Raw genomic sequence first — 19,228 nt, 5'->3', positions numbered from 1 at the left:
CATTATTTAACGTGAGTTTTGTAATGGATACTTCTAGTGACAAGAAGTTGAGAGGCTAGGCTTAATGATATGGTTAACGTATGTGAACTACTATTAAACTCCGTCAGCCGCGATGAGCGAAATGTCATTGTTACGCTCTAACCAAAAGGTAAGTGGTCAGGTCATCCTTTTTACATCTGGGGATGCGCTACTGTTGTACCACCGGAGAATAGGTAGAACCTAATTCATTGTTTGTGTAAACATAGGAACTTGGTAAGCCCGATAATCTGCCCTTGGGCAGGGAAACCGTAAGGAATCCTGTTAGGTTAGCGGGTAGAGGAGGATGGATAAAGCGAATGCTAGGCTGTAATGGCTTAGATAGAGGTTCAGACTTTGCCTCAACTCGAAAGAGTGCAGACTTTCATCTGGTCTTTAATTGCAAGAAGACTTGTAAAGTTGACGCGCAGGCTTGCCCTGTTTATGTACCTACCTTATAGAGGTGAAGAACTCACCTCTAACGAGGTAGATCTTTGCTATCTATTTGGCGGTGCGAACCTGAGGATAGCAAGATGAGTACCACTAAAAATGTACCTGCATTCTCACACGAGATTACACAATGGCATTCCATTAATTGGGAGCAATGTTATGGTCAAGTGAAGAGACTACAAGTACGTATTGCAAAAGCAACTAGGAACAAAAATTGGAGACAAGTGAAACAGCTTCAACGAATGCTTGTTCACTCATTTTCAGCTAAAGCTATTGCGGTTAGAAGGGTAACTGAAAACCGTGGAAAGAAGACACCAGGTGTAGACAAAGTAATTTGGAGCTCACCACTTTTGAAATGGGAAGCTATAAAAACGTTAAAGCGAAAAGGGTATAAACCTAAACCGTTAAGACGTATTTATATACCGAAAGCAAATGGTAAGAAGAGACCGTTAGGTATACCGACTATGCGTGATAGAGCAATGCAAGCACTATACTTGCTAGCTTTAGAACCTGTTTCGGAAACATTAGCGGATCGAAATAGCTATGGCTTTCGTCCTCATCGCTCATGTGCTGATGCAATCGAACAATGTTTCGTGAACCTCAGTCGAAAAGCGAGTGCTCAATGGGTACTGGAAGGGGATATCAAAGGGTGTTTTGATTTCATTAGTCATGATTGGTTAATTGATAATATTCCAATGGATAAAACAATTCTCAAAAAATGGCTAAAAACTGGATTCATAGAATCTGGAAGTTTTAACTTAACAGAGGCAGGCACACCACAAGGTGGAATTATTTCTCCTGTACTTGCCAACATGGCCTTAGATGGACTGGAAAATGTACTCGAATCTCACTTTGGGAAAAAGAATACTAAAGCCAGTTACAAAACTAAGGTCAATTATGTGCGCTATGCCGATGATTTTATAATTACTGGTATATCAAAAGAATTACTGGAGAAAGAAGTCCTCCCCATTGTTAAAGCCTTTATGGCTGAGCGAGGGCTGGAACTTTCAAAAGAAAAGACATTGATAACGCATATAAATGAAGGGTTTGACTTTCTTGGGCAGAATGTACGGAAATATAACGGGAAGATGTTAATCAAACCGTCGAATAAAAACGTAAAGACATTCTTGAAGGGGATACAAGACTATCTAAATAGTCACAAAACGGTGCCAGCATCCGCAATTATTGCGAAGCTTAATCCTATGATCAGAGGTTGGTGTAACTACCATCGTTGGATCTGTGCTAGTGAGATGTTTAAGTATCTAGATTATAGAATCTGGAAAATGCTTTGGCGTTGGTGCCGACGTATTCATGCAAATCGCCGTAAACGCTGGATTAAAAATAAATATTTTAAGACGGTAGGAGATAGGAATTGGGTATTTAGTGCACCAAGAGGGAACAAAGAAGATGGATACTATCGGTTGTTGAGTGCATCGAAAGTAAAAATCGATAAGCATGTGAAAATTCGATCTTTAGCGAATTGTTACTTACCTGAAGATGAACAATATTTTGAACGTTTGAAGATGCAACGATTGAAAAAATCGATAGCAGGTAACATGAAGCTTTGGAAAATTGTTGAAAGCCAAGATTACAAATGTACAGTTTGTAAGCAAGAATTTACTTCGGAAGATGAGTGGGATGTACACCACATAATTAGAAGAGTGGATGGTGGAAATGACAATATATCGAATTTGATGATGTTACACGTTAATTGTCATAGGCAAATCCATAGTGGAAGTAGTTCTATATAGTGTTAAATGAAAATTAATAATACTATATTTTGCATGTGTAAATAATCAGTACTAATGTTATATACAGGTGTTTTAGGTAACTATAAGGAACCCTATATATGACTAGTAAAAATCAACATGCGGTACCACATCCCGATGGAGGCTGGGGAGTAAAAGGCGCAGGCAATGAGCGTTTTACAAGCCGGCATGAAACTCAAGCAGAGGCTGCTAAAGCCGCTAGAGATATTGCCAAAAAACAAGAATCAGAAGCCTTTGTTCATCGTAAAGATGGAACAATTCGTGAACGTGATTCTTACGGTAATGATCCTTTCCCTCCGAAAGGTTGAATTACTAATTGCTGGCTGACATCTAGGTGTCAGTTTATAAAGACTTGAGCCGTATGCAGGGAAACTCGCACGTACGGTTCTTAGGGGGCGGTAGCACAGTAATGTGCTACTGCTACCCGACATCTGCGGATTACTTGCTATCTAAATCTCTCATAGCGAAACATATATAGAGAAAGATATTAAGGCTCACAGCTTAGGTTGTGAGCCTTTTTTATTAAACGTGTTTAATAACCATAGTTGAGGTTGATTACCTGCCGAGGAGAATCGCAAGCAAAAAAATCCCCTCACACTTCATTAGCGCAAGGGGATAGTTATATACCCAAGTAACTTCAAGATGCGAGTTTCAGCAAGAATAAAACAAGCTTTAGGCAAGGCAAATTGAATATGATCATAGTTATTCTATCTCTGCTCAATTTAACGCAGTATAAAGCTTGTTTTAACTTACCCTTCGGGAGCTTCATTCAAACTTTTATGCCGCGTCAGATTGGTTTGAAAGGTGCCTACATTCCTTCGCCAATCTTCCTTGCCTAAAGGCTTGGATGATAGCTCTGAATTCTGCATCTTGAAGTCACTTGGTTATAAGCGTTTAGCTAAATCGCGACTTATTTTAGGTCTTCTGCGATTTTGTCTGCTTTTTCTTTTAGCTCATCCATTTTGTTTTGGATGTCTTTTACTTGGTCATCAGTTAAGTCTTCAACTTTCGCTGTGAACTCTTCCATTTGCTTTTGTTGTCTTTCAGCGTTCGCTTTTGCTTGCTCATTCAGTTTGATTTGAGCGTTAAGCTTCATTTGGTCTTTTTTCGCTGTTGCTGCATCAAGATCTTTAGTTAGAGACTCAATGTTTGAAGCAGCTGTTGCTTCAACTTGTTGTAGCTGAGCGTTGATATCATCAATGTTTTGCTGTTGCTTATCTGTAAGAGTTGCAGCAGAAGCAAAAGTAGAAGCAAGAGCAAGTGATAGTACTAGAGTGCGTTTTAACATGATAAATACCTGTGTATTTGAGTAGATAATGAGGGGTAACTTACTCTGAAAATAAGGAGGTATGTAAAATTAATGTCATTTATTGCTTTGATTTAGCGATTAATAAAAGATAGTTCAATGATGTGTTTTTTGTGTTAATTTTTTGTTTGTACGTGCTGTGTTGGTGTGTGTTTTTATAGGGATGAAATTATTTTGGCGATGCAGATAAAAAACCTTATTGATAGTTGTTATGGATTGAAAATTGATGATTGGACGATGGAAGCAGGCCAGCATTGGGGGATATTTTCAACCTATAGCCATGCCGGATCTTTGCTTGGTCGTTTGTTAGCTGGCGATCTCAAACTAGAAGATGCAGTGATTGAAGGTCGACTTAAAAAAGTGGGCTGGGTTTCTTTGTATCTTCAACAACAGTTGCTCGAAAAAGAATTAGCAGATGATGACACGGATTTTATGGATCGTTTGGACTATGGTTCGAGTGTCGAATCACTAGTGTCGGAAGTGTGCAGCAACTCTGAGCAACTAGAGAGCTTGTTAGCGTTAACCGATCTAGTTCATCTACGTCAGCGCGGCTTTCGTCAGCTTTCAACAGGAGAAACCCGTCGAGTCATGTTAGCCCGAGCGCTGGCGATTGAGCCAGAATTATTAGTACTCGATGAGCCTTACGCTGGACTTGATATTTCCCATCAGCAGCAATTATCCCAATTACTGCAAACCCTTTCGACGTCGATCCAATTGTTGATCATTACTTCCCGTGAAGATGAACTACCAGACTGCATTACCCATGTGGCGATGTTTAATGTAGAAGTTGATAACGCGAGCAACATCATTCATCGTCTAAGCGATCCTATGACTATCAGCGAGTGGCATGAGCATCCAGTCATGGCTCAGCTCAATGCTCTATCGCAGCAACGTAGTCAGCAAGTACTTGAACTAATTAAGCAGCAGCGTTATCAAGCCAAATATCCCGATCCTCTAGTGGAGCTTAAAAATGGCAAAGTCGAATACACCGATGGTTTAATCTTCAAAGAGGTGAATTGGCGAATTAATAATGGTGAACATTGGCAAGTGCGTGGCCCGAATGGTTGTGGCAAAAGTACCTTGCTCGGTTTGATTCTTGGCGATCATCCACAGTGCTATAGCAATGATATAACCTTGTTTGGCAAGCCTCGTGGTAGTGGCGAAACGATTTGGCAGGTAAAAGAGCAAATCGGCATTGTGTCATCTGCCTTGCACTTGCAGTATCGGGTTAATTGCAGCGCCATAGAAGTCTTGCTTTCCGGTTTCTTTGATTCGATAGGGCTCTATCAAAAGCCAAGTAAAAAGCAGATGGATTCAGCCAAAGATTGGCTGGCGATTTTGCACATGAGTCAATTTGAGAGAACCAGCTTTAAACAACTCGATTATGGTCAGCAGAGGTTGCTATTAATTGGGCGCGCATTGATTAAGCAGCCAGTGTTATTGATTCTCGATGAACCCTATCAAGGATTAGATTTCATTAACCGTAAGCTGGTGATGAATACCCTCAATATGATCGCCGAAGAGAATTTGAGTCAGATTTTGTATGTTTCTCATCATAGCGATGATGCACTGCCGGCGATCCGTAACTATGTGGACTTTGTTGGTAGCTCAGATATGGGATACCAAGTAGAAATAAAAACGCTTTGATATGTTCAGAAGACGCTTATACCCAGTAACCCCGGCATGTTGAATTAAGAGGTTACTTGGGTATATTGGGGTTTGGGCGTATTAGGTATAGACAAACCTTGTCTCAATTTAATCTTCGCTGCTTTGCTCTTCTTTCACGATCACTCGATTCATATTAATTGTCTTAGGGCGACGGCGTTTTTGCATCGTTTGGTGTACGCCACGACGTAGGCTTTGAAAGCTCTTTTCGACTTTATCTACCCCCAATAACACCGCGAGTGCTAACGCGGTAAAAATGATGGATTGAGTTTGATGGCCAAGACCGATCATTAATCCTAATGCCGCGAGAACCCAAATTACCGCCGCAGACGTCACGCCATGAATTTTGCCGTCCATGGTCATCATCACGCCTGCGCCTAAGAAGCCGACACCGGTAATAATTTGCCCTAGAACTCGTGCTTGGTCGAGCGTATTGGGAGACAGAGAGGCCGCCATCGCCATAAATAAATAAGTGCCGGAAATGATTAATATCGCGGTGCGAATACCGACTGGTTTGCCACGAAGCTGACGCTCTAAGCCAATTAAAGTGCCATTAATTGCGCAGGCAGCGAGAGACCACCAATCAAAGGGGTCAATATTAAGCCATACCGGATTCATTGATGGAGATTTTCCTTAATTAAGGTGAATGAAATTAATGATAAAAGAGGTGTAGCAAGAAAATGGAATATGACGATTTTTGGCTTCGAGATCTAGTTGATTGTTGATGATATTTTTTTATCTCTAAGGTAAATGCTTTCTATCGTCGTTTGTTTACAAGCACTTTATTTGTAATGTTAAAAATACATTGATAGTTGGTTAATTTATGCATTTTATGCATAGTTTGTATGCGTTGTTATCACTATTTTTATTAAGGTTTATTACCTATACTGCCAGCATATTAAGTCGAATTGCTAACCCACACGTTGGAGATGTTATGTTTAAAGCTTTAGTTCTTAACCAAGAAGACAAACGTACAATCGCAAACATTGAAACACTCGATGAAAGCCAATTGCCGGAAGGTGAAGTACTGGTTGCGGTTGATTACTCTTCAATTAACTACAAAGATGGCCTAGCCGTAACAGGTAAAGGCAAAATTATTCGTAATTTTCCAATGGTACCTGGCATTGATTTCGCCGGCACGGTTTTAGAGTCTCAAGATAATCGTTATTCTGAAGGCGATAAAGTCGTTCTAACGGGTTGGGGCGTAGGTGAAAACCATTGGGGCGGCATGGCTGAAAAAGCACGCTTAAAAGCAGATTGGCTAGTACCATTACCTCAAGGCTTTGATCCTAAACAAGCTATGATGATCGGCACCGCTGGTTTCACTGCTATGCTATGTGTACAAGCCATTTTAGACTCAGGCGTAAAACCTGAAGATGGTGAGATCCTAGTGACTGGCGCAAGTGGTGGTGTTGGTTCAGTTTCTGTCACGTTATTAAGCCAACTTGGTTATAAAGTCGCAGCAGTGACTGGACGTGTAGAAACCAACGGCCCTTGGCTTGAAGCACGTGGCGCCTCTCGTATTATTGACCGTTCAGAATTTGAAGAGCCAGCTCGTCCGCTTGAAAAACAAGTGTGGGTGGGGGCGATTGATACTGCAGGTAGTAAAGTTCTCGCTAAGGTGTTGGCTCAGATGGATTACGATTCTACTGTTGCGGCATGTGGTCTAGCCGCTGGTTTTGACTTACCAACAACGGTGATGCCTTTCATCTTACGTAATGTGCGTCTACAAGGCATCGATTCGGTCAATTGCCCAGCAGAAAAGCGTATTGCCGCGTGGAATAAATTGGTTGAGATCCTTCCAGCCAGTTACTTTGAACAAGCCTGTTCAGAAATTACTTTAGAAGAAGTACCACAATACGCAGAAGACATTACCAATGGTCAAGTAACTGGTCGTGTCGTGGTTAAAATTTAAAGTGAGTCGCTAGGATGCTAGTCCCTAGTTCCTAGAAAAATCAGAAATTTAAAGGCCTTGCAGTGCTTTGACATGAGTCGCTGCTTGGCTTTTTTTCTTTTCGAGTTACGAGCAGTAAAGCGCCCGAGCCACGAGACTCGATACTCTTTTTCTAGAAACTAGAAACTAGAAACTAGAAACTAGAAACCTTTAACCCCTTTATTCTATCCCCATCACTTTAACCCTTTCTGCGATTAACTTGCCACATTCTTGTTTTAATACGCCTCTAAGCCAGTGTTGTGAGGCGGCATGATCGCAACGTGAGTGCCAAATTAAAGAATAATCAAATGGGGTTAAGTTAAAAGGTAGTTGTTTAATCACTAGGTTGTGGCGTTTCGCCACTAGGTAGGCAAGATCAGCCGGCACGGTAACAATCAAAGGTAGAGTATCCATTACCGCTAATGCTGCTTCTAAATGATAAGAGCGTAGTACTAAATTCGGGCTAGGGTAGTCAGAAAGCGCTTCATCAATTAGAGCTTTAACCCCATCACTAATCGCAATCATCGCATGGTGACTATTTAAATAATCATCCAATGTCAGTTCAACATTGGCTAGTGGATGGTTATTCGACAATAGGCAAAACACACTGACTTTGCCGAGAATATCACTGTGTAGTGGCGCAACTGAATAAGTCGGCCGGCAGATTGCGATATCGGCACCTTGGGTTGTTAGCTGGTGGACGAGATTATTATGCTGTAGCGGAACGAGTTCAAGTTGCAGATTTGGTGCTTCTTGATAAATACGCGGTAGGGCAAATGGTAGAATGGTTTGCATCGCATAGTCGGTGGTGGCGATGGTGAATTTTTGGCAGCACGCTTTAGGCTCAAATTCTTGAGGGGATAAGATATCGCGGATATTCTCAAGGGGCTGAGTAAGAGATTGATTAAAATCCAAGGCTTTTTGAGTGGGGATGAGATGTTGCCCTTGGCGAGTAAATAAAGGATCGTCGAGTAGTACTCGCAACCGACCTAAAACCCGGCTCATTGCAGATTGACTCAAGTTCAAACGCTGGGCAGCTTTGCTCACCGAGCCTTCTTCAATTAATACCCGTAAGGCAATAAGTAAGTTAAGATCGCGGCGATAAATATCTTCCAATTCCATAATGCAGCCTTATTAAAATAAATGAAGATCGATAGGGGTTTTACTCGCCTCACCACCCACTTCTCGTGCCAGTTTAGGGACTAGGTAGCCTGATACTTGCTTGAGTAATTCCGACATGATTTGTCTCGCCTTGTCATCTGACACATAAAAGTGAGCAGCGCCTTGTACTTTATCCAGTAAGTGTAAGTAATAAGGTAAAACACCCGCATTAAATAAAGCGTGGCTTAATGCTGCTTGAGCCTCGACCGAGTCATTAATGCCTTTTAATAATACGCTCTGGTTAAGTAAGTGCACACCAACTTGGCGTAGCTTGTTTAAGCTATCATTTAGTTCATCATTCATTTCATTAGCGTGATTTATATGCGTCACCAGCACGACATTTAAGCGAGTCTGTTGGAGGATTTGGCATAAGTCATCAGTAATGCGCGGTGGGATCACGACCGGTAAACGGCTATGGATCCGTAGCGTTTTAATGTGTTCGATTTGAGCGATTTTCTCGATAAGCCACTGCAATTCTGCATCTTTTGCCATTAATGGATCGCCGCCTGACAAAATCACTTCATCGAGTTCAGGGTGCTGAGCAATGTAGTCTAGACTTTGTTGCCAAGTGGTTTTATTGCCCTTGTTGTCTTGATAGGGAAAGTGGCGACGGAAACAGTAGCGGCAGTTAATCGCGCAACCACCTTTGACGATCATCAGTACTCGGCTACGATACTTATGTAATAAGCCGGGCAGCACATTGTCTTGCTCATCTAGAGGATCGGTTGAGTATCCATCATGTATTTCAAATTCTTCATTTAAAGGCAACACTTGGCGTAATAAAGGATCATGTGGATTGCCTTTTTCCATTCTATCAACAAAACTTCTAGGAACGCGTTGGGCGAATAACTGACGTGCTTTTAACCCCGATAACCACGGGGTAGGATCGATTTCCAGTAATTCAAGCAATTGCATGGGATCTGAAATCGCCTGTGATAATTCGGTTAACCAATAATTTTGTCGAGTTGGATCATTTTGTCGGGTATTTGGCGAGGTTTTACGCCACTTTTGCTCAACAGAAATGACTTTTCGGGTTATCATATCGGGCATTAAATTGAACTCGAAGAATAATAGAGGAAATCATGGCGACAGTTAGCACCAATGAATTCAAAGGCGGTTTAAAATTCATGTTGGATAATGAGCCTTGCTCAATCATCGAAAATGAATACGTTAAGCCTGGTAAAGGGCAAGCGTTTAACCGCGTTAAGCTTCGCAAACTTTTGTCTGGAAAAACGTTAGAGAAAACGTTCAAGTCAGGTGAAAGCTTTGAACTGGCTGACGTAGTTGATGTAGAACTAGGTTACCTATATAACGATGGTGAATTCTACCATTTCATGAACAACGAAACCTTTGAGCAAATTGCAGCAGACGTGAAAGCAGTCGGCGATATGGCCAAATGGTTAGTTGAAAATGACGTTTGTACTCTAACGTTGTGGAATGATACCCCTATCACGGTGACTCCGCCAAATTTTGTTGAGCTTGAAGTAATAGAAACCGATCCTGGCCTTAAAGGTGATACTCAAGGTACCGGTGGCAAACCTGCAACATTGAGCACTGGCGCAGTGGTTCGCGTTCCATTATTTATCGCGATTGGCGAAGTAGTGAAAGTGGATACTCGTACTGGCGAATATGTTGGTCGTGTTAAGTAATATTTTACGTTTCTCGTAGCTAGGGCGCTTCGCTGCTCGTAGCTCGAAGAATGGCAAACGGGCCGCTGAATTTTCAGCGGCCCGTTTTTTGTTAAGGGAATAAAGTTATTAGCCACTATTAACGAGAAACGAAATAAAACGATGTCATCCTGAACATGAGCCTAAGCGAAGAAGATTCAGGATCTCCAACAATACGTGACTTATTAAAAAACCTTAATTCTTCAGCGTACCTTTGGGAGATCCTGAACTGCGCTCCTTCGTCGCTTTTCAGGATGACGATCTAGCTTTAGGTATCTTTTCTCCACGCAATTTGAAGTAACGAACAGGTAACAAAATCCCGTCATTCCTGCCTAGCCTAAGGCGAGAGTGGGAATCTACTGAGCACGAGTAGTGTATAGATCCTCGATGTCGCCTAGGCTCCTCAAGGATGACGACTGTTTTTTCGAGTTACGAGAAGCAAAGCGTTCGAGATACGAGCACCGAAACCTTATTTCCAAAACAAAAAAGCCAGCAAAATGCCGGCTTTTCAATCTATTAACGATATTTACTTACAGTAAGAAAATATAAGCAATCGCGAGAACAGAGACAATTGCAGCCGCTGCGTAACAAGCAATTTTACCTAGGATCCCTGTGTGGAATTTTAGGTCGTGCATGCCGTGGTGAACACGGTGCATTGCATGCCACATTGGTAGTGCAATTGAGGCGATAATAAATAGGCCACCAATAATGCTACTTGCAAAGGCATGAGCGCGAACAAAGTTAAAAGTTCCCGCATCAAACACACCTAGTGGCATTAAGATACCCAGTACTAAAACCGTTACTGGCGTGATCATGGCAAACCAAGTACCGCCAGCACCAAATAGTGACCACCAGATTGGCTCATCAGAACGTCTTGGGTTTGGATTAATCATTTCTTCTCTCCTACACCAATGCCAATACAATCAGTGAGATCACAGCAACTGCGCCCCATTGTGCGGCAATAATCATTTTCGGCTCTACTAATTTGCCACCTAAACGGATAGGCATCACTTGTGGCATCATGCTAAAGAAAGTTGCCGCATGGAATAAACTACCGGCTAATGCCACGATGTTAATCGCAATCACTAGTGGGTTTTGCATAAAGTGTTGCCACTCTACCCAAGCCATAGGGCCTTTCACTAAGCTTGCTAGACCGCAAAGCATGAACAAGGTAAACAGAATTAACGGCAATACCGTTGCTTCACGAACCATGTAGAAACGGTAGAACGGATGCTTGCTCCACCAAGTACGATTCATAGGACGAACGTAAGGCTTACGATTGCTCATTCTAGATCTCCTCAGATTTGAACATAGAGATCACGAAATCCATTGAAGATTCCACTTTCCCTTGGTTTACCGCTGCGGCTGGATCAACGTGTTTTGGACACACTTTTGAACAGTAACCAACAAAGGTACAGCCCCAAGCGCCATTATCACTGTTGATAAGCTTCATACGCTCAGCTTTACCGTTATCACGGGTATCTAAGTTGTAACGGTGTGCCAGAGTTAATGCTGCAGGACCGATGAACTCAGGGTTTAAACCGAATTGAGGACACGCCGCGTAGCAAAGACCACAGTTGATGCAGCCTGCGAATTGTTTGTATTTCGCCATTTGCGCTGGAGTTTGCTTGTTGGTGCCGTCTTCTGGTTTGCGGTCGTTACCAATGATGTATGGCTTGATCGCTTCCAAACGTTCGATGAAAGGGGTCATATCAACGATAAGATCTTTCTCGATAGGGAAGTTAGCAAGAGGCTCGATGGTCACGCCAGTTGGGTAGTCACGCATAAAGCTCTTACAAGCCAGCGTTGGTACGTTATCAACCATGATGCCGCATGAACCACAGATCGCCATACGACAAGACCAACGGTAAGACAGATCTTTGTCTAGGTGATCTTTGATGTAACCAATCGCATCTAGGATCGATGTAGTGTCATCACAAGGTACGTCGAACGTTTGTAGATGCGGTTCGTTATCGGTTTCTGGGTTATAACGCAGAATATTAACTTTCTGAATTCTTGTTTGACTCGCAGACATTATTATTTCTCCTGCGCTTGTTGTTCAGCCGCTTCTTTGGCGGCAGCTTCATCAGCCGCTGCGCCGTACAAGCGAGCTTTCGGTTGAGACTTAGTGATCTTCACTGAGCTGTAGTCGATCACAGGAGCTGCGTCTTCTTGGTAGAAAGATAGCGTATGCTTCAAGAAGTTCTCATCGTCACGAGTGGTACAACCTTCGTCTAAACGTTGGTGTGCACCGCGAGACTCTTTACGACGAATAGCAGATTGTGCCATCGCTTCTGCCACTTCTAAGCCATAACCCACTTCGATAGCGTAAAGTAGGTCAGTGTTGAACACTTTACCTTTATCTTTAATGCCCACTTTCTTGTAGCGTGCTTTAAGCTCAGTTAGCTTATCGATAGTCGCTTGCATCAAGTCTTCTTTACGGTAGATACCACAACCTGCTTCCATGGTGTGACCCATTTCTGTGCGTATATCAGACCAGCTTTCAGTGCCATCATTATCTAATAGCGCTTGAATGCGAGCTTCTACATCGCTGATTTGACGTTTGATGTTGTCTTCATTCCAGCCTTTGAATTCTTTAGCGCGTTCAGCGGCGTGTTCACCCGCGACGCGACCAAATACTACAAATTCAGCCAGAGAGTTTGAACCTAGGCGGTTTGCACCGTGTAGGCCAACAGACGCACATTCACCTACTGCGAATAGACCTTTAATGCGAGTTTCACATTGACCATTCGTTTCAATACCACCCATGGTGTAGTGAACCGTTGGACGAATTGGAATTGGCTCTTTCGCAGGGTCAACGTTTACGTAGGCTTTTGCTAGCTCACAGATGAACGGTAGACGTTCTTGTAGGTATTCTTCACCTAGGTGACGAAGATCTAAGTGCACAACATCACCAAGTGGGTGCTTGATGGTGTTGCCTTTTTGTTGTTCATGCCAGAACGCTTGAGAAACTTTGTCACGTGGACCGAGTTCCATGTATTTGTTCTTAGGTTCGCCGACTGGCGTTTCAGGGCCCATGCCGTAATCTTGTAGGTAACGGTAGCCATTTTTGTTGACGATAATACCGCCTTCACCACGACAACCTTCGGTCATCAAGATGCCTGTACCTGGTAGGCCAGTTGGGTGATATTGGACAAATTCCATATCACGTAGTGGTACGCCGTGACGGTAAGCCATCGCCATGCCATCGCCTGTTACGATACCGCCATTGGTGTTGGTGTTGTAAACGCGGCCCGCGCCACCAGTAGCCAGTACCACTGATTTTGCTTTAATCGCCACTAACTCACCTTCAGACATGTGGATCGCCACAATACCTTGTGCTTCTTTGGCGTCATCTTCGCCATCGACAAGAAGGTCAACCACAAAATACTCATCAAAGCGTTTGATGTTTGAATATTTAATCGAGGTTTGGAAAAGAGTGTGTAGCATATGGAAGCCAGTTTTATCGGCCGCAAACCAAGTACGTTCGATTTTCATGCCACCAAAACGACGTACGTTGACATCGCCATTTTCTTTACGGCTCCAAGGGCAACCCCATTGCTCCATTTGGATCATTTCGCGAGTTGAATTCGCTACGAAGTATTCAACAACATCCTGTTCACATAGCCAGTCACCACCACCAACGGTATCGTTGAAGTGATTATCTAAGCTGTCTTCTTCCTTGATAACTGCCGCTGAACCGCCTTCGGCAGCAACCGTGTGTGAACGCATAGGGTACACTTTTGAGATCAGTGCAACTTCAAGTTCAGGGTTTGCTTCTGCTGCCGCAATTGCAGTACGTAAACCAGCGCCGCCAGCGCCGATGACTGCGATATCTGTGGTTATGACTTTCACAGTTATCCTCCAGAGTAGGTGTGCTCATAAGAGCTTTGTTTCACGAGCACGATTGGAAAAATAGTAGTTATAAATTTTGTGCGCCATAAGTGTAGGAAATAATGATGAATAATAAATTGATCTGACAGGGGTAAATAGGCACTTTGCTACCCTAAAGTAGTAGCTTTTGATTGGTTGTTTCAATAGTGATAAGTCGCTTAGGTTTTAAGGTAGGGCTTGGTTATCGTTAGCAGTTTAATTAAACTGAGCGTACTTTCATTTGTTTTGAGTTCTTTATGCATACTTGGCAGCCTTCTTGTTCAATTTCTCAATTAAAGCAACGTGCTTCGATCATTACTTCTATCCGTCAGTTCTTTGCCGACCGACAGGTTCTGGAGGTGGATACGCCAGCCATGAGCCACGCGACGGTTACCGATGTTCATCTTCATACCTTTAAAACTGAATTTATTGGACCGGAATATGCGTTTGGAAAAAACGTATTTTTGATGACCAGCCCAGAGTTTCATATGAAGCGCTTATTGGCGGCCGGTAGTGGTTCGATCTATCAAATAAATAAAGCATTTCGTAATGAAGAAAATGGCCGTTATCACAACCCTGAATTTACGATGTTGGAATGGTATCGAGTGGGGTTTGATCACTATGATTTAATGGCAGAAATGGATGCGCTTTTACAAATGGTACTTGGCTGTGAAACTTGTGAAAAAATCACCTATCAACAAGCCTTTTTACGGGTACTCGATATTTGTCCGTTAGAGTCGACCATGGGGCAATTAAAAGAAGTGGCCGCGAGCTTAGACTTGGCCGATATTGCTGAACCAGAAGATAATCGAGATACCTTACTGCAACTTTTATTCAGCGTTGGGATTGAACCGCATATCGGCCAGAAAATGCCGGTGATGGTTTATGACTTTCCCGCATCGCAAGCGGCCTTAGCCAAGATTAATCAACAAGATCCACGAGTTGCCGATCGCTTTGAGGTGTACTTTAAAGGCATAGAACTGGCCAATGGTTTTCATGAGTTGGATGATGCCAAAGAGCAGCTAGCGCGTTTTGAGCAAGATAATCAGCAACGGGTAAAGATGGGGTTACAACCACAGCCGATTGACCACCATTTGATTGCTGCGTTAGAGGCAGGATTACCTCAATGCGCAGGGGTTGCGCTAGGAATTGATCGCTTAGTGATGCTGGCGATCGGCGCGGATCATATTGATCAGGTAACGGCGTTTCCATTTCCTAGAGCTTAGCAGGAAGAGCAACGACGAGAGCCGAGGACGCTACGCTCGAGATGCGAGAAGTAGGGCCAAAAATGTCATCCCGCACATGAGCCTAAGCGAAGAAGATGCGGGATCTCCAACAACACGTTACTTACACAATAAATTAAACCGGTCTCAACGCGCTTTAGGAGATCCTGAATCGCGTTCGTCCCTCACTTGTCCAGGATGACGCTCTGGTAGTTCTACTTCTATCGTAATAACCTTTTGCTTTTCAGCTCTCGAGTGAAACGTCCTCTCTTCAATTCCAAGAAAATCCATCAGCCTGAGGGTAGTGTTTTATCGCTTCAGCGGGACAATCACAAAACACGCCATCAACCCCCATTTCTGACAACCATTGCCAATCTTCTGGGCGATTGACCGTATAAACATAGACCTGTAAACCAAGTTCTTTGGCGTGCTGAACATAATCTTCATCGACCACATCGATATCTAAATTCAAGCTGGTGGCATTTAAATTTTTGGCAAAAGCAGCTTTATCGGTGCCTTTTGAGGCGGTAAGTGCACCTATGAGCCATTGTGGTTGGTCTTGTTTGATTTGTTGCAACCAGCTGTGGTTAAACGCGGAAATGATCAATTGATTGCTGTCGAACTGACATTGCTCGGTGGCAAATTGAAGATGAAGGTAAAGTAGTTCGAGATGCTGAACACCTTTTAGCTCAATATTAAGCGCGCATTGACCGTTAACCAGTTTTAGTACATCTAATAAGGTCGGTAGGGGCTCGGTTTTTTCGACCACGACTTTTTTGAGCCTATCACTACTCATCCAATGGAGCTTGCCCACATGATCTGTGGTGCGATTCAGCCATTTGTCATGAATCACCCAAAACTGCCCATCGTGCTCATGTACATCAATTTCAATCGCTTTACACCCCATGTCGATTGCCGCTTGTATCGCGGTTAAGGTATTTTCTGGATGGGTAGAGCGCGCGCCACGGTGAGCAATGATTAACATAATTAAATAACCTGAACTCGAAGATTAAGTGTTCATAGTAGTGGAATTGAGAAGGGCTTGGCTAGTGGGAATTGACTAATGAGAAAATTGAGCGCATAAAAAAGGGCCACCAAATCATGGTAGCCCTCGACAGTTTATCTTATGCTTTAGTCTTGCTCTGATTGAGGCTCAGTACTCGCTGTTTCGGCATCATTAGTGATAGCGTGGGCGTAAGGCGTACCGAGTACGGTTCTTTCACCCTCAGCCATTGTTGAATCAAAACGAATCTGATCTTTTGCAAATAGGTTAATCACGGTTGAGCCAAGTTTAAAGCGACCCATTTCTTCACCTTTCTTGATGTGAATCGCTTTATCACCGGTAGTTTCATAGTTCCAACGGTGTACCGATGAACCGGTTGGTGGCGTAATGGTGCCGCCCCAGATAACTTCGATGCTACCGACAATGGTGGCACCCACTAGTACTTGTGCCATTGGGCCGAATTCCGTATCAAAAATACACACCACACGTTCATTGCGAGCAAATAGGTTAGGTACATTCGCGGCTGTCAGTGGGTTAACTGAAAATAGATCGCCAGGAACATAAATCATCTGACGTAGCGTACCATCGCAAGGCATGTGAACGCGGTGATAATCACTCGGCGATAAATATAACGTTGCGAATTCACCATCGATAAATTCTTCCGCTAATTTTGCATCGCCACCTAATAGCTCTTGAGCTGAGAAATCATGGCCTTTCGCTTGAATTAAGCGACCATTTTCAATTGGGCCAAACTGACTCGTACGAGCGTCAGCTGGGTGAGTGATCACACTACTACCTTCAGCTATCGGGCGAATACCTTCTTTTAATTCACGAACAAAAAATTCGTTAAAGCTATTGAAGTAAGCCGGATCAGAATGTACCGCATCGTCCATGTTGACGTTATATTGCTTGATGAACCAGCGAATAACCGCGGTAGTGAGGCTGCCCATTTTGGCTGAGGCCAATTTACCCATCAGGCGAGTTAAGCCATGTTGTGGGATCCAGTATTGCAGAGTCACTTTAATTTTATCTATCACGTGAATATCCGTTTTTGTTGAGCATTTCGTCTGAGTTACGAAAAGGGTAGCCGATTTTACTTAAAAGAACACACATTGTCAGCTATTTGAAATAGAGTGTTGAATTAGCGTTATAAGTCTTTCTTATTTTTAGAAAATTGTCGATTGGCTTTGTTTTCACCCATACTTTCTATAATGCGGTGGTAGTTTTCAAAACGAACACGAGGAATATCGCCTTTTTCAACCGCTTCGCGTAGTAAGCAGCCAGGATCGTCATTATGCTTACAATCACGGAATTTACAGCCACCAAGGTATGGACGAAACTCAATAAAGGCTTGGGTGACTTCTTCAGGCTCTAAGTGCCATAGGCCAAATTCACGAACTCCCGGAGAATCAATAAGATCGCCGCCTTTCGGAAAATGGTATAAGCGGGCTGTGGTGGTGGTGTGTTGACCTAGGCCTGAGTTTTCAGACACATCACCTTCAAGTACCTTCACTTCAGGCATCAAGGCGTTGACTAAGCTTGATTTACCGACACCGGACTGGCCAACAAAGATACTTAAACGATCTTTAAGGGCTTCTTGTAATTCTGCTAGGCCATCTTCGGTTTCGCGGCTGACAAATAACACCTCATAGCCAATTTTTTTATAATGACTAAGCGCTTGGCGATACTGTTGCTCTTCGCCCTGAGGAATTAAATCGGTTTTATTTAATACGATGAGTGGGGCAATCTTGAGTGTTTCAGCGGCAATCAAATAACGGTCGATAATGTTCAGTGATAGCTCTGGAAGAACAGACGATACGATCACCATTTGGTCCACGTTGGAAGCCACCGGTTTTACGCCATCGTAGTAGTCGGGACGAACTAATACTGAACTACGAGGTTCGACCGCTTCAACCACACCAGAAATACCCGCCATAGACTCAAGGCCCGGACGCCAAATAACGCGATCGCCAGAGACAAGGCTTTCAATGCCTCGGCGTAAATTACAGCGTTGAATATCGCCAGTTTCAAGATCTTCAATATCGGCATGTTGACCAAAGCGAGAGATCACTAAGCCTTTTTGCATACCGCCCAACATGTTTTCATCCCATTGAATGGAATCTTCTTGAGTCAGACGTTTTTTTTGATTGGTTCGAACTCGGCGAACTTGGCCTTTAGTGAGTTTTTTCTTTTTTGCCACAGGTTATACTTATTCCTTATCGGATACTTTAAATTCACACACTGTGTGTCTTGGCTTTCTATATAAGCAGAGTATGATACCTCTTTTCTGGATAAAAAAGGCAAACATCTATGTCAAATGCGTCTTTCAGTGACCAAAACTTAATTTGGGTCGACTTAGAAATGACAGGACTTGATCCTGAAACACATAAAATCATTGAAATCGCTTCCATCGTGACTGATAGTGAATTGAATATTCTAGCTGAAGGACCTGTTCTTGCCATTCATCAGCCGGAATCTGAACTGGTTAAGATGGATGACTGGTGTACTAATACCCATACCAATAGCGGTTTAGTCAAACGTGTTCAAGAGAGTACGGTTTCTGAAGATGATGCGGTTGCTCAAACTGTTGCCTTTTTAGAACAATGGGTGCCAAAAGGTAAATCCCCTATCTGTGGTAACAGTATTGGTCAAGATCGTCGTTTTTTATACAAACACATGCCAGTACTTGAAGAGTATTTCCATTATCGCTATGTAGATGTCAGCACAATTAAAGAGTTAACTCGTCGTTGGCAGCCAGAAGTGCTTGATGGTTTTTCAAAATCAGGTAGTCATTTAGCGCTTGATGATATTCGTGAGTCGATTGCAGAATTACAGTACTATCGTTCAAGCGTGTTTAAAATTTAATAATTCTCAGTCGGTTGCTATAAAAAGTGCGGCTATAAAGCGCAAGTTGAGTTATTTTTCAACGATTGAATAGATATTTACATTTTTTTTGAAGTAGTACTTGCATCAAAAAAAAATGCTCTTATAATTCGCAGCCCTGAACAACGAAAGACGTTCAGGGTGACGATTCTCGAAGTGTAACGTTTTATTACCACGAGAAACGCAAAGCGACACTAGCTCAGCTGGTAGAGCGCAACCTTGCCAAGGTTGAGGTCACGAGTTCGAACCTCGTGTGTCGCTCCAAATTAAAACGTTATTC

At 43.0% G+C, this 19,228-nt stretch carries 18 protein-coding genes and 1 tRNA gene; 8 read left to right on the top strand and 11 right to left on the bottom strand.

Annotated elements, in window-relative coordinates:
• Nucleotides 1-548 precede the first annotated feature (548 nt).
• Nucleotides 549-2,216, top strand: a complete 1,668-nt coding sequence (ltrA, locus tag K358_RS0117045) for a group II intron reverse transcriptase/maturase (RefSeq protein ID WP_027697944.1) — start codon at nt 549-551, stop codon at nt 2,214-2,216.
• Nucleotides 2,217-2,314: 98 nt separating this feature from the next.
• A complete protein-coding gene (locus tag K358_RS0117040; RefSeq protein WP_027697943.1) occupies nt 2,315-2,542 on the top strand; it encodes a DUF2188 domain-containing protein in 228 nt (75 codons plus the stop codon).
• 602 nt (nt 2,543-3,144) lie between these two features.
• Here K358_RS0117040 and K358_RS0117035 read toward each other — a convergent pair.
• Nucleotides 3,145-3,522 carry a hypothetical protein gene (locus tag K358_RS0117035; protein ID WP_027697942.1) on the bottom strand — a complete coding sequence of 126 codons (378 nt, stop codon included), beginning with the start codon at nt 3,520-3,522 and terminating at the stop codon, nt 3,145-3,147.
• A 198-nt stretch (nt 3,523-3,720) separates the two neighbouring features.
• Between K358_RS0117035 and K358_RS0117030 the strand changes: the two genes are divergently transcribed.
• The gene (locus tag K358_RS0117030) at nt 3,721-5,187 is read left to right on the top strand and encodes an ATP-binding cassette domain-containing protein (protein WP_051241363.1); all 1,467 of its coding nucleotides are present in this window, start codon (nt 3,721-3,723) and stop codon (nt 5,185-5,187) included.
• 108 nt (nt 5,188-5,295) lie between these two features.
• Here the strand turns inward: K358_RS0117030 and K358_RS18690 are convergent, their stop codons facing one another.
• Nucleotides 5,296-5,823 (bottom strand): MgtC/SapB family protein, encoded by a 528-nt coding sequence (locus K358_RS18690; protein ID WP_038150386.1) that lies wholly within the window; start codon nt 5,821-5,823, stop codon nt 5,296-5,298.
• A 316-nt stretch (nt 5,824-6,139) separates the two neighbouring features.
• Here K358_RS18690 and acuI point away from each other — a divergent pair, with 316 nt between their 5' ends.
• Nucleotides 6,140-7,120, top strand: coding sequence for an acrylyl-CoA reductase (NADPH) (gene acuI / locus K358_RS0117020; RefSeq protein WP_027697940.1), 981 nt, complete (start codon nt 6,140-6,142; stop codon nt 7,118-7,120).
• 198 nt (nt 7,121-7,318) lie between these two features.
• On the opposite strand, the gene K358_RS0117015 is transcribed toward acuI, so the two are convergent.
• Both K358_RS0117015 and epmB read right to left on the bottom strand, forming a co-directional pair.
• Nucleotides 7,319-8,260, bottom strand: coding sequence for a LysR family transcriptional regulator (locus K358_RS0117015; protein WP_027697939.1), 942 nt, complete (start codon nt 8,258-8,260; stop codon nt 7,319-7,321).
• Nucleotides 8,261-8,272: 12 nt separating this feature from the next.
• Complete coding sequence (epmB, locus tag K358_RS0117010; protein ID WP_027697938.1) at nt 8,273-9,349, bottom strand: EF-P beta-lysylation protein EpmB; 1,077 nt, start codon at nt 9,347-9,349, stop codon at nt 8,273-8,275.
• Nucleotides 9,350-9,381: 32 nt separating this feature from the next.
• Between epmB and efp the strand changes: the two genes are divergently transcribed.
• Nucleotides 9,382-9,948: an elongation factor P gene (efp, locus tag K358_RS0117005; RefSeq protein ID WP_027697937.1), complete on the top strand. Its 567-nt coding sequence runs from the start codon at nt 9,382-9,384 to the stop codon at nt 9,946-9,948.
• A 548-nt stretch (nt 9,949-10,496) separates the two neighbouring features.
• Here efp and frdD read toward each other — a convergent pair.
• From frdD to frdA, 4 genes are read right to left on the bottom strand one after another with little or no spacing between them, the layout of a single operon-like run.
• Entirely contained in the window at nt 10,497-10,859 is a 363-nt protein-coding gene (gene frdD, locus K358_RS0116995; protein WP_027697936.1) for a fumarate reductase subunit FrdD, read from the bottom strand.
• A gap of 10 nt (nt 10,860-10,869) precedes the next feature.
• Entirely contained in the window at nt 10,870-11,253 is a 384-nt protein-coding gene (frdC, locus tag K358_RS0116990) for a fumarate reductase subunit FrdC (protein ID WP_027697935.1), read from the bottom strand.
• A gap of 1 nt (nt 11,254) precedes the next feature.
• A complete protein-coding gene (locus K358_RS0116985) occupies nt 11,255-12,001 on the bottom strand; it encodes a succinate dehydrogenase/fumarate reductase iron-sulfur subunit (protein WP_027697934.1) in 747 nt (248 codons plus the stop codon).
• A 2-nt stretch (nt 12,002-12,003) separates the two neighbouring features.
• On the bottom strand, nt 12,004-13,821 hold the full coding sequence (frdA, locus tag K358_RS0116980) for a fumarate reductase (quinol) flavoprotein subunit (RefSeq protein ID WP_027697933.1): 1,818 nt from the start codon (nt 13,819-13,821) through the stop codon (nt 12,004-12,006).
• A 275-nt stretch (nt 13,822-14,096) separates the two neighbouring features.
• On the opposite strand from frdA, the gene epmA reads away from it, so the two are divergent.
• On the top strand, nt 14,097-15,065 hold the full coding sequence (gene epmA / locus K358_RS0116975; RefSeq protein ID WP_027697932.1) for an elongation factor P--(R)-beta-lysine ligase: 969 nt from the start codon (nt 14,097-14,099) through the stop codon (nt 15,063-15,065).
• Nucleotides 15,066-15,333: 268 nt separating this feature from the next.
• Here the strand turns inward: epmA and K358_RS0116970 are convergent, their stop codons facing one another.
• From K358_RS0116970 to rsgA, 3 genes are all read right to left on the bottom strand, one after another.
• A complete protein-coding gene (locus K358_RS0116970; RefSeq protein ID WP_027697931.1) occupies nt 15,334-16,047 on the bottom strand; it encodes a glycerophosphodiester phosphodiesterase in 714 nt (237 codons plus the stop codon).
• A gap of 146 nt (nt 16,048-16,193) precedes the next feature.
• Nucleotides 16,194-17,099 (bottom strand): archaetidylserine decarboxylase, encoded by a 906-nt coding sequence (gene asd, locus K358_RS0116965; RefSeq protein ID WP_027697930.1) that lies wholly within the window; start codon nt 17,097-17,099, stop codon nt 16,194-16,196.
• A 113-nt stretch (nt 17,100-17,212) separates the two neighbouring features.
• Entirely contained in the window at nt 17,213-18,265 is a 1,053-nt protein-coding gene (gene rsgA / locus K358_RS0116960; protein ID WP_027697929.1) for a small ribosomal subunit biogenesis GTPase RsgA, read from the bottom strand.
• Between the two features lie 110 nt (nt 18,266-18,375).
• Here rsgA and orn point away from each other — a divergent pair, with 110 nt between their 5' ends.
• Both orn and K358_RS0116950 read left to right on the top strand, forming a co-directional pair.
• Nucleotides 18,376-18,930, top strand: a complete 555-nt coding sequence (gene orn / locus K358_RS0116955) for an oligoribonuclease (RefSeq protein WP_027697928.1) — start codon at nt 18,376-18,378, stop codon at nt 18,928-18,930.
• 206 nt (nt 18,931-19,136) lie between these two features.
• Nucleotides 19,137-19,212: transfer RNA gene (locus K358_RS0116950), tRNA-Gly, on the top strand.
• Nucleotides 19,213-19,228 lie beyond the last annotated feature (16 nt).

The organism is Vibrio litoralis DSM 17657 (genome assembly GCF_000426765.1).
GTDB lineage: Bacteria > Pseudomonadota > Gammaproteobacteria > Enterobacterales > Vibrionaceae > Vibrio > Vibrio litoralis.
The sequence above is the reverse complement of the archived record's forward strand: the minus strand, read 5'-3'. Positions and strand labels throughout refer to the sequence as shown.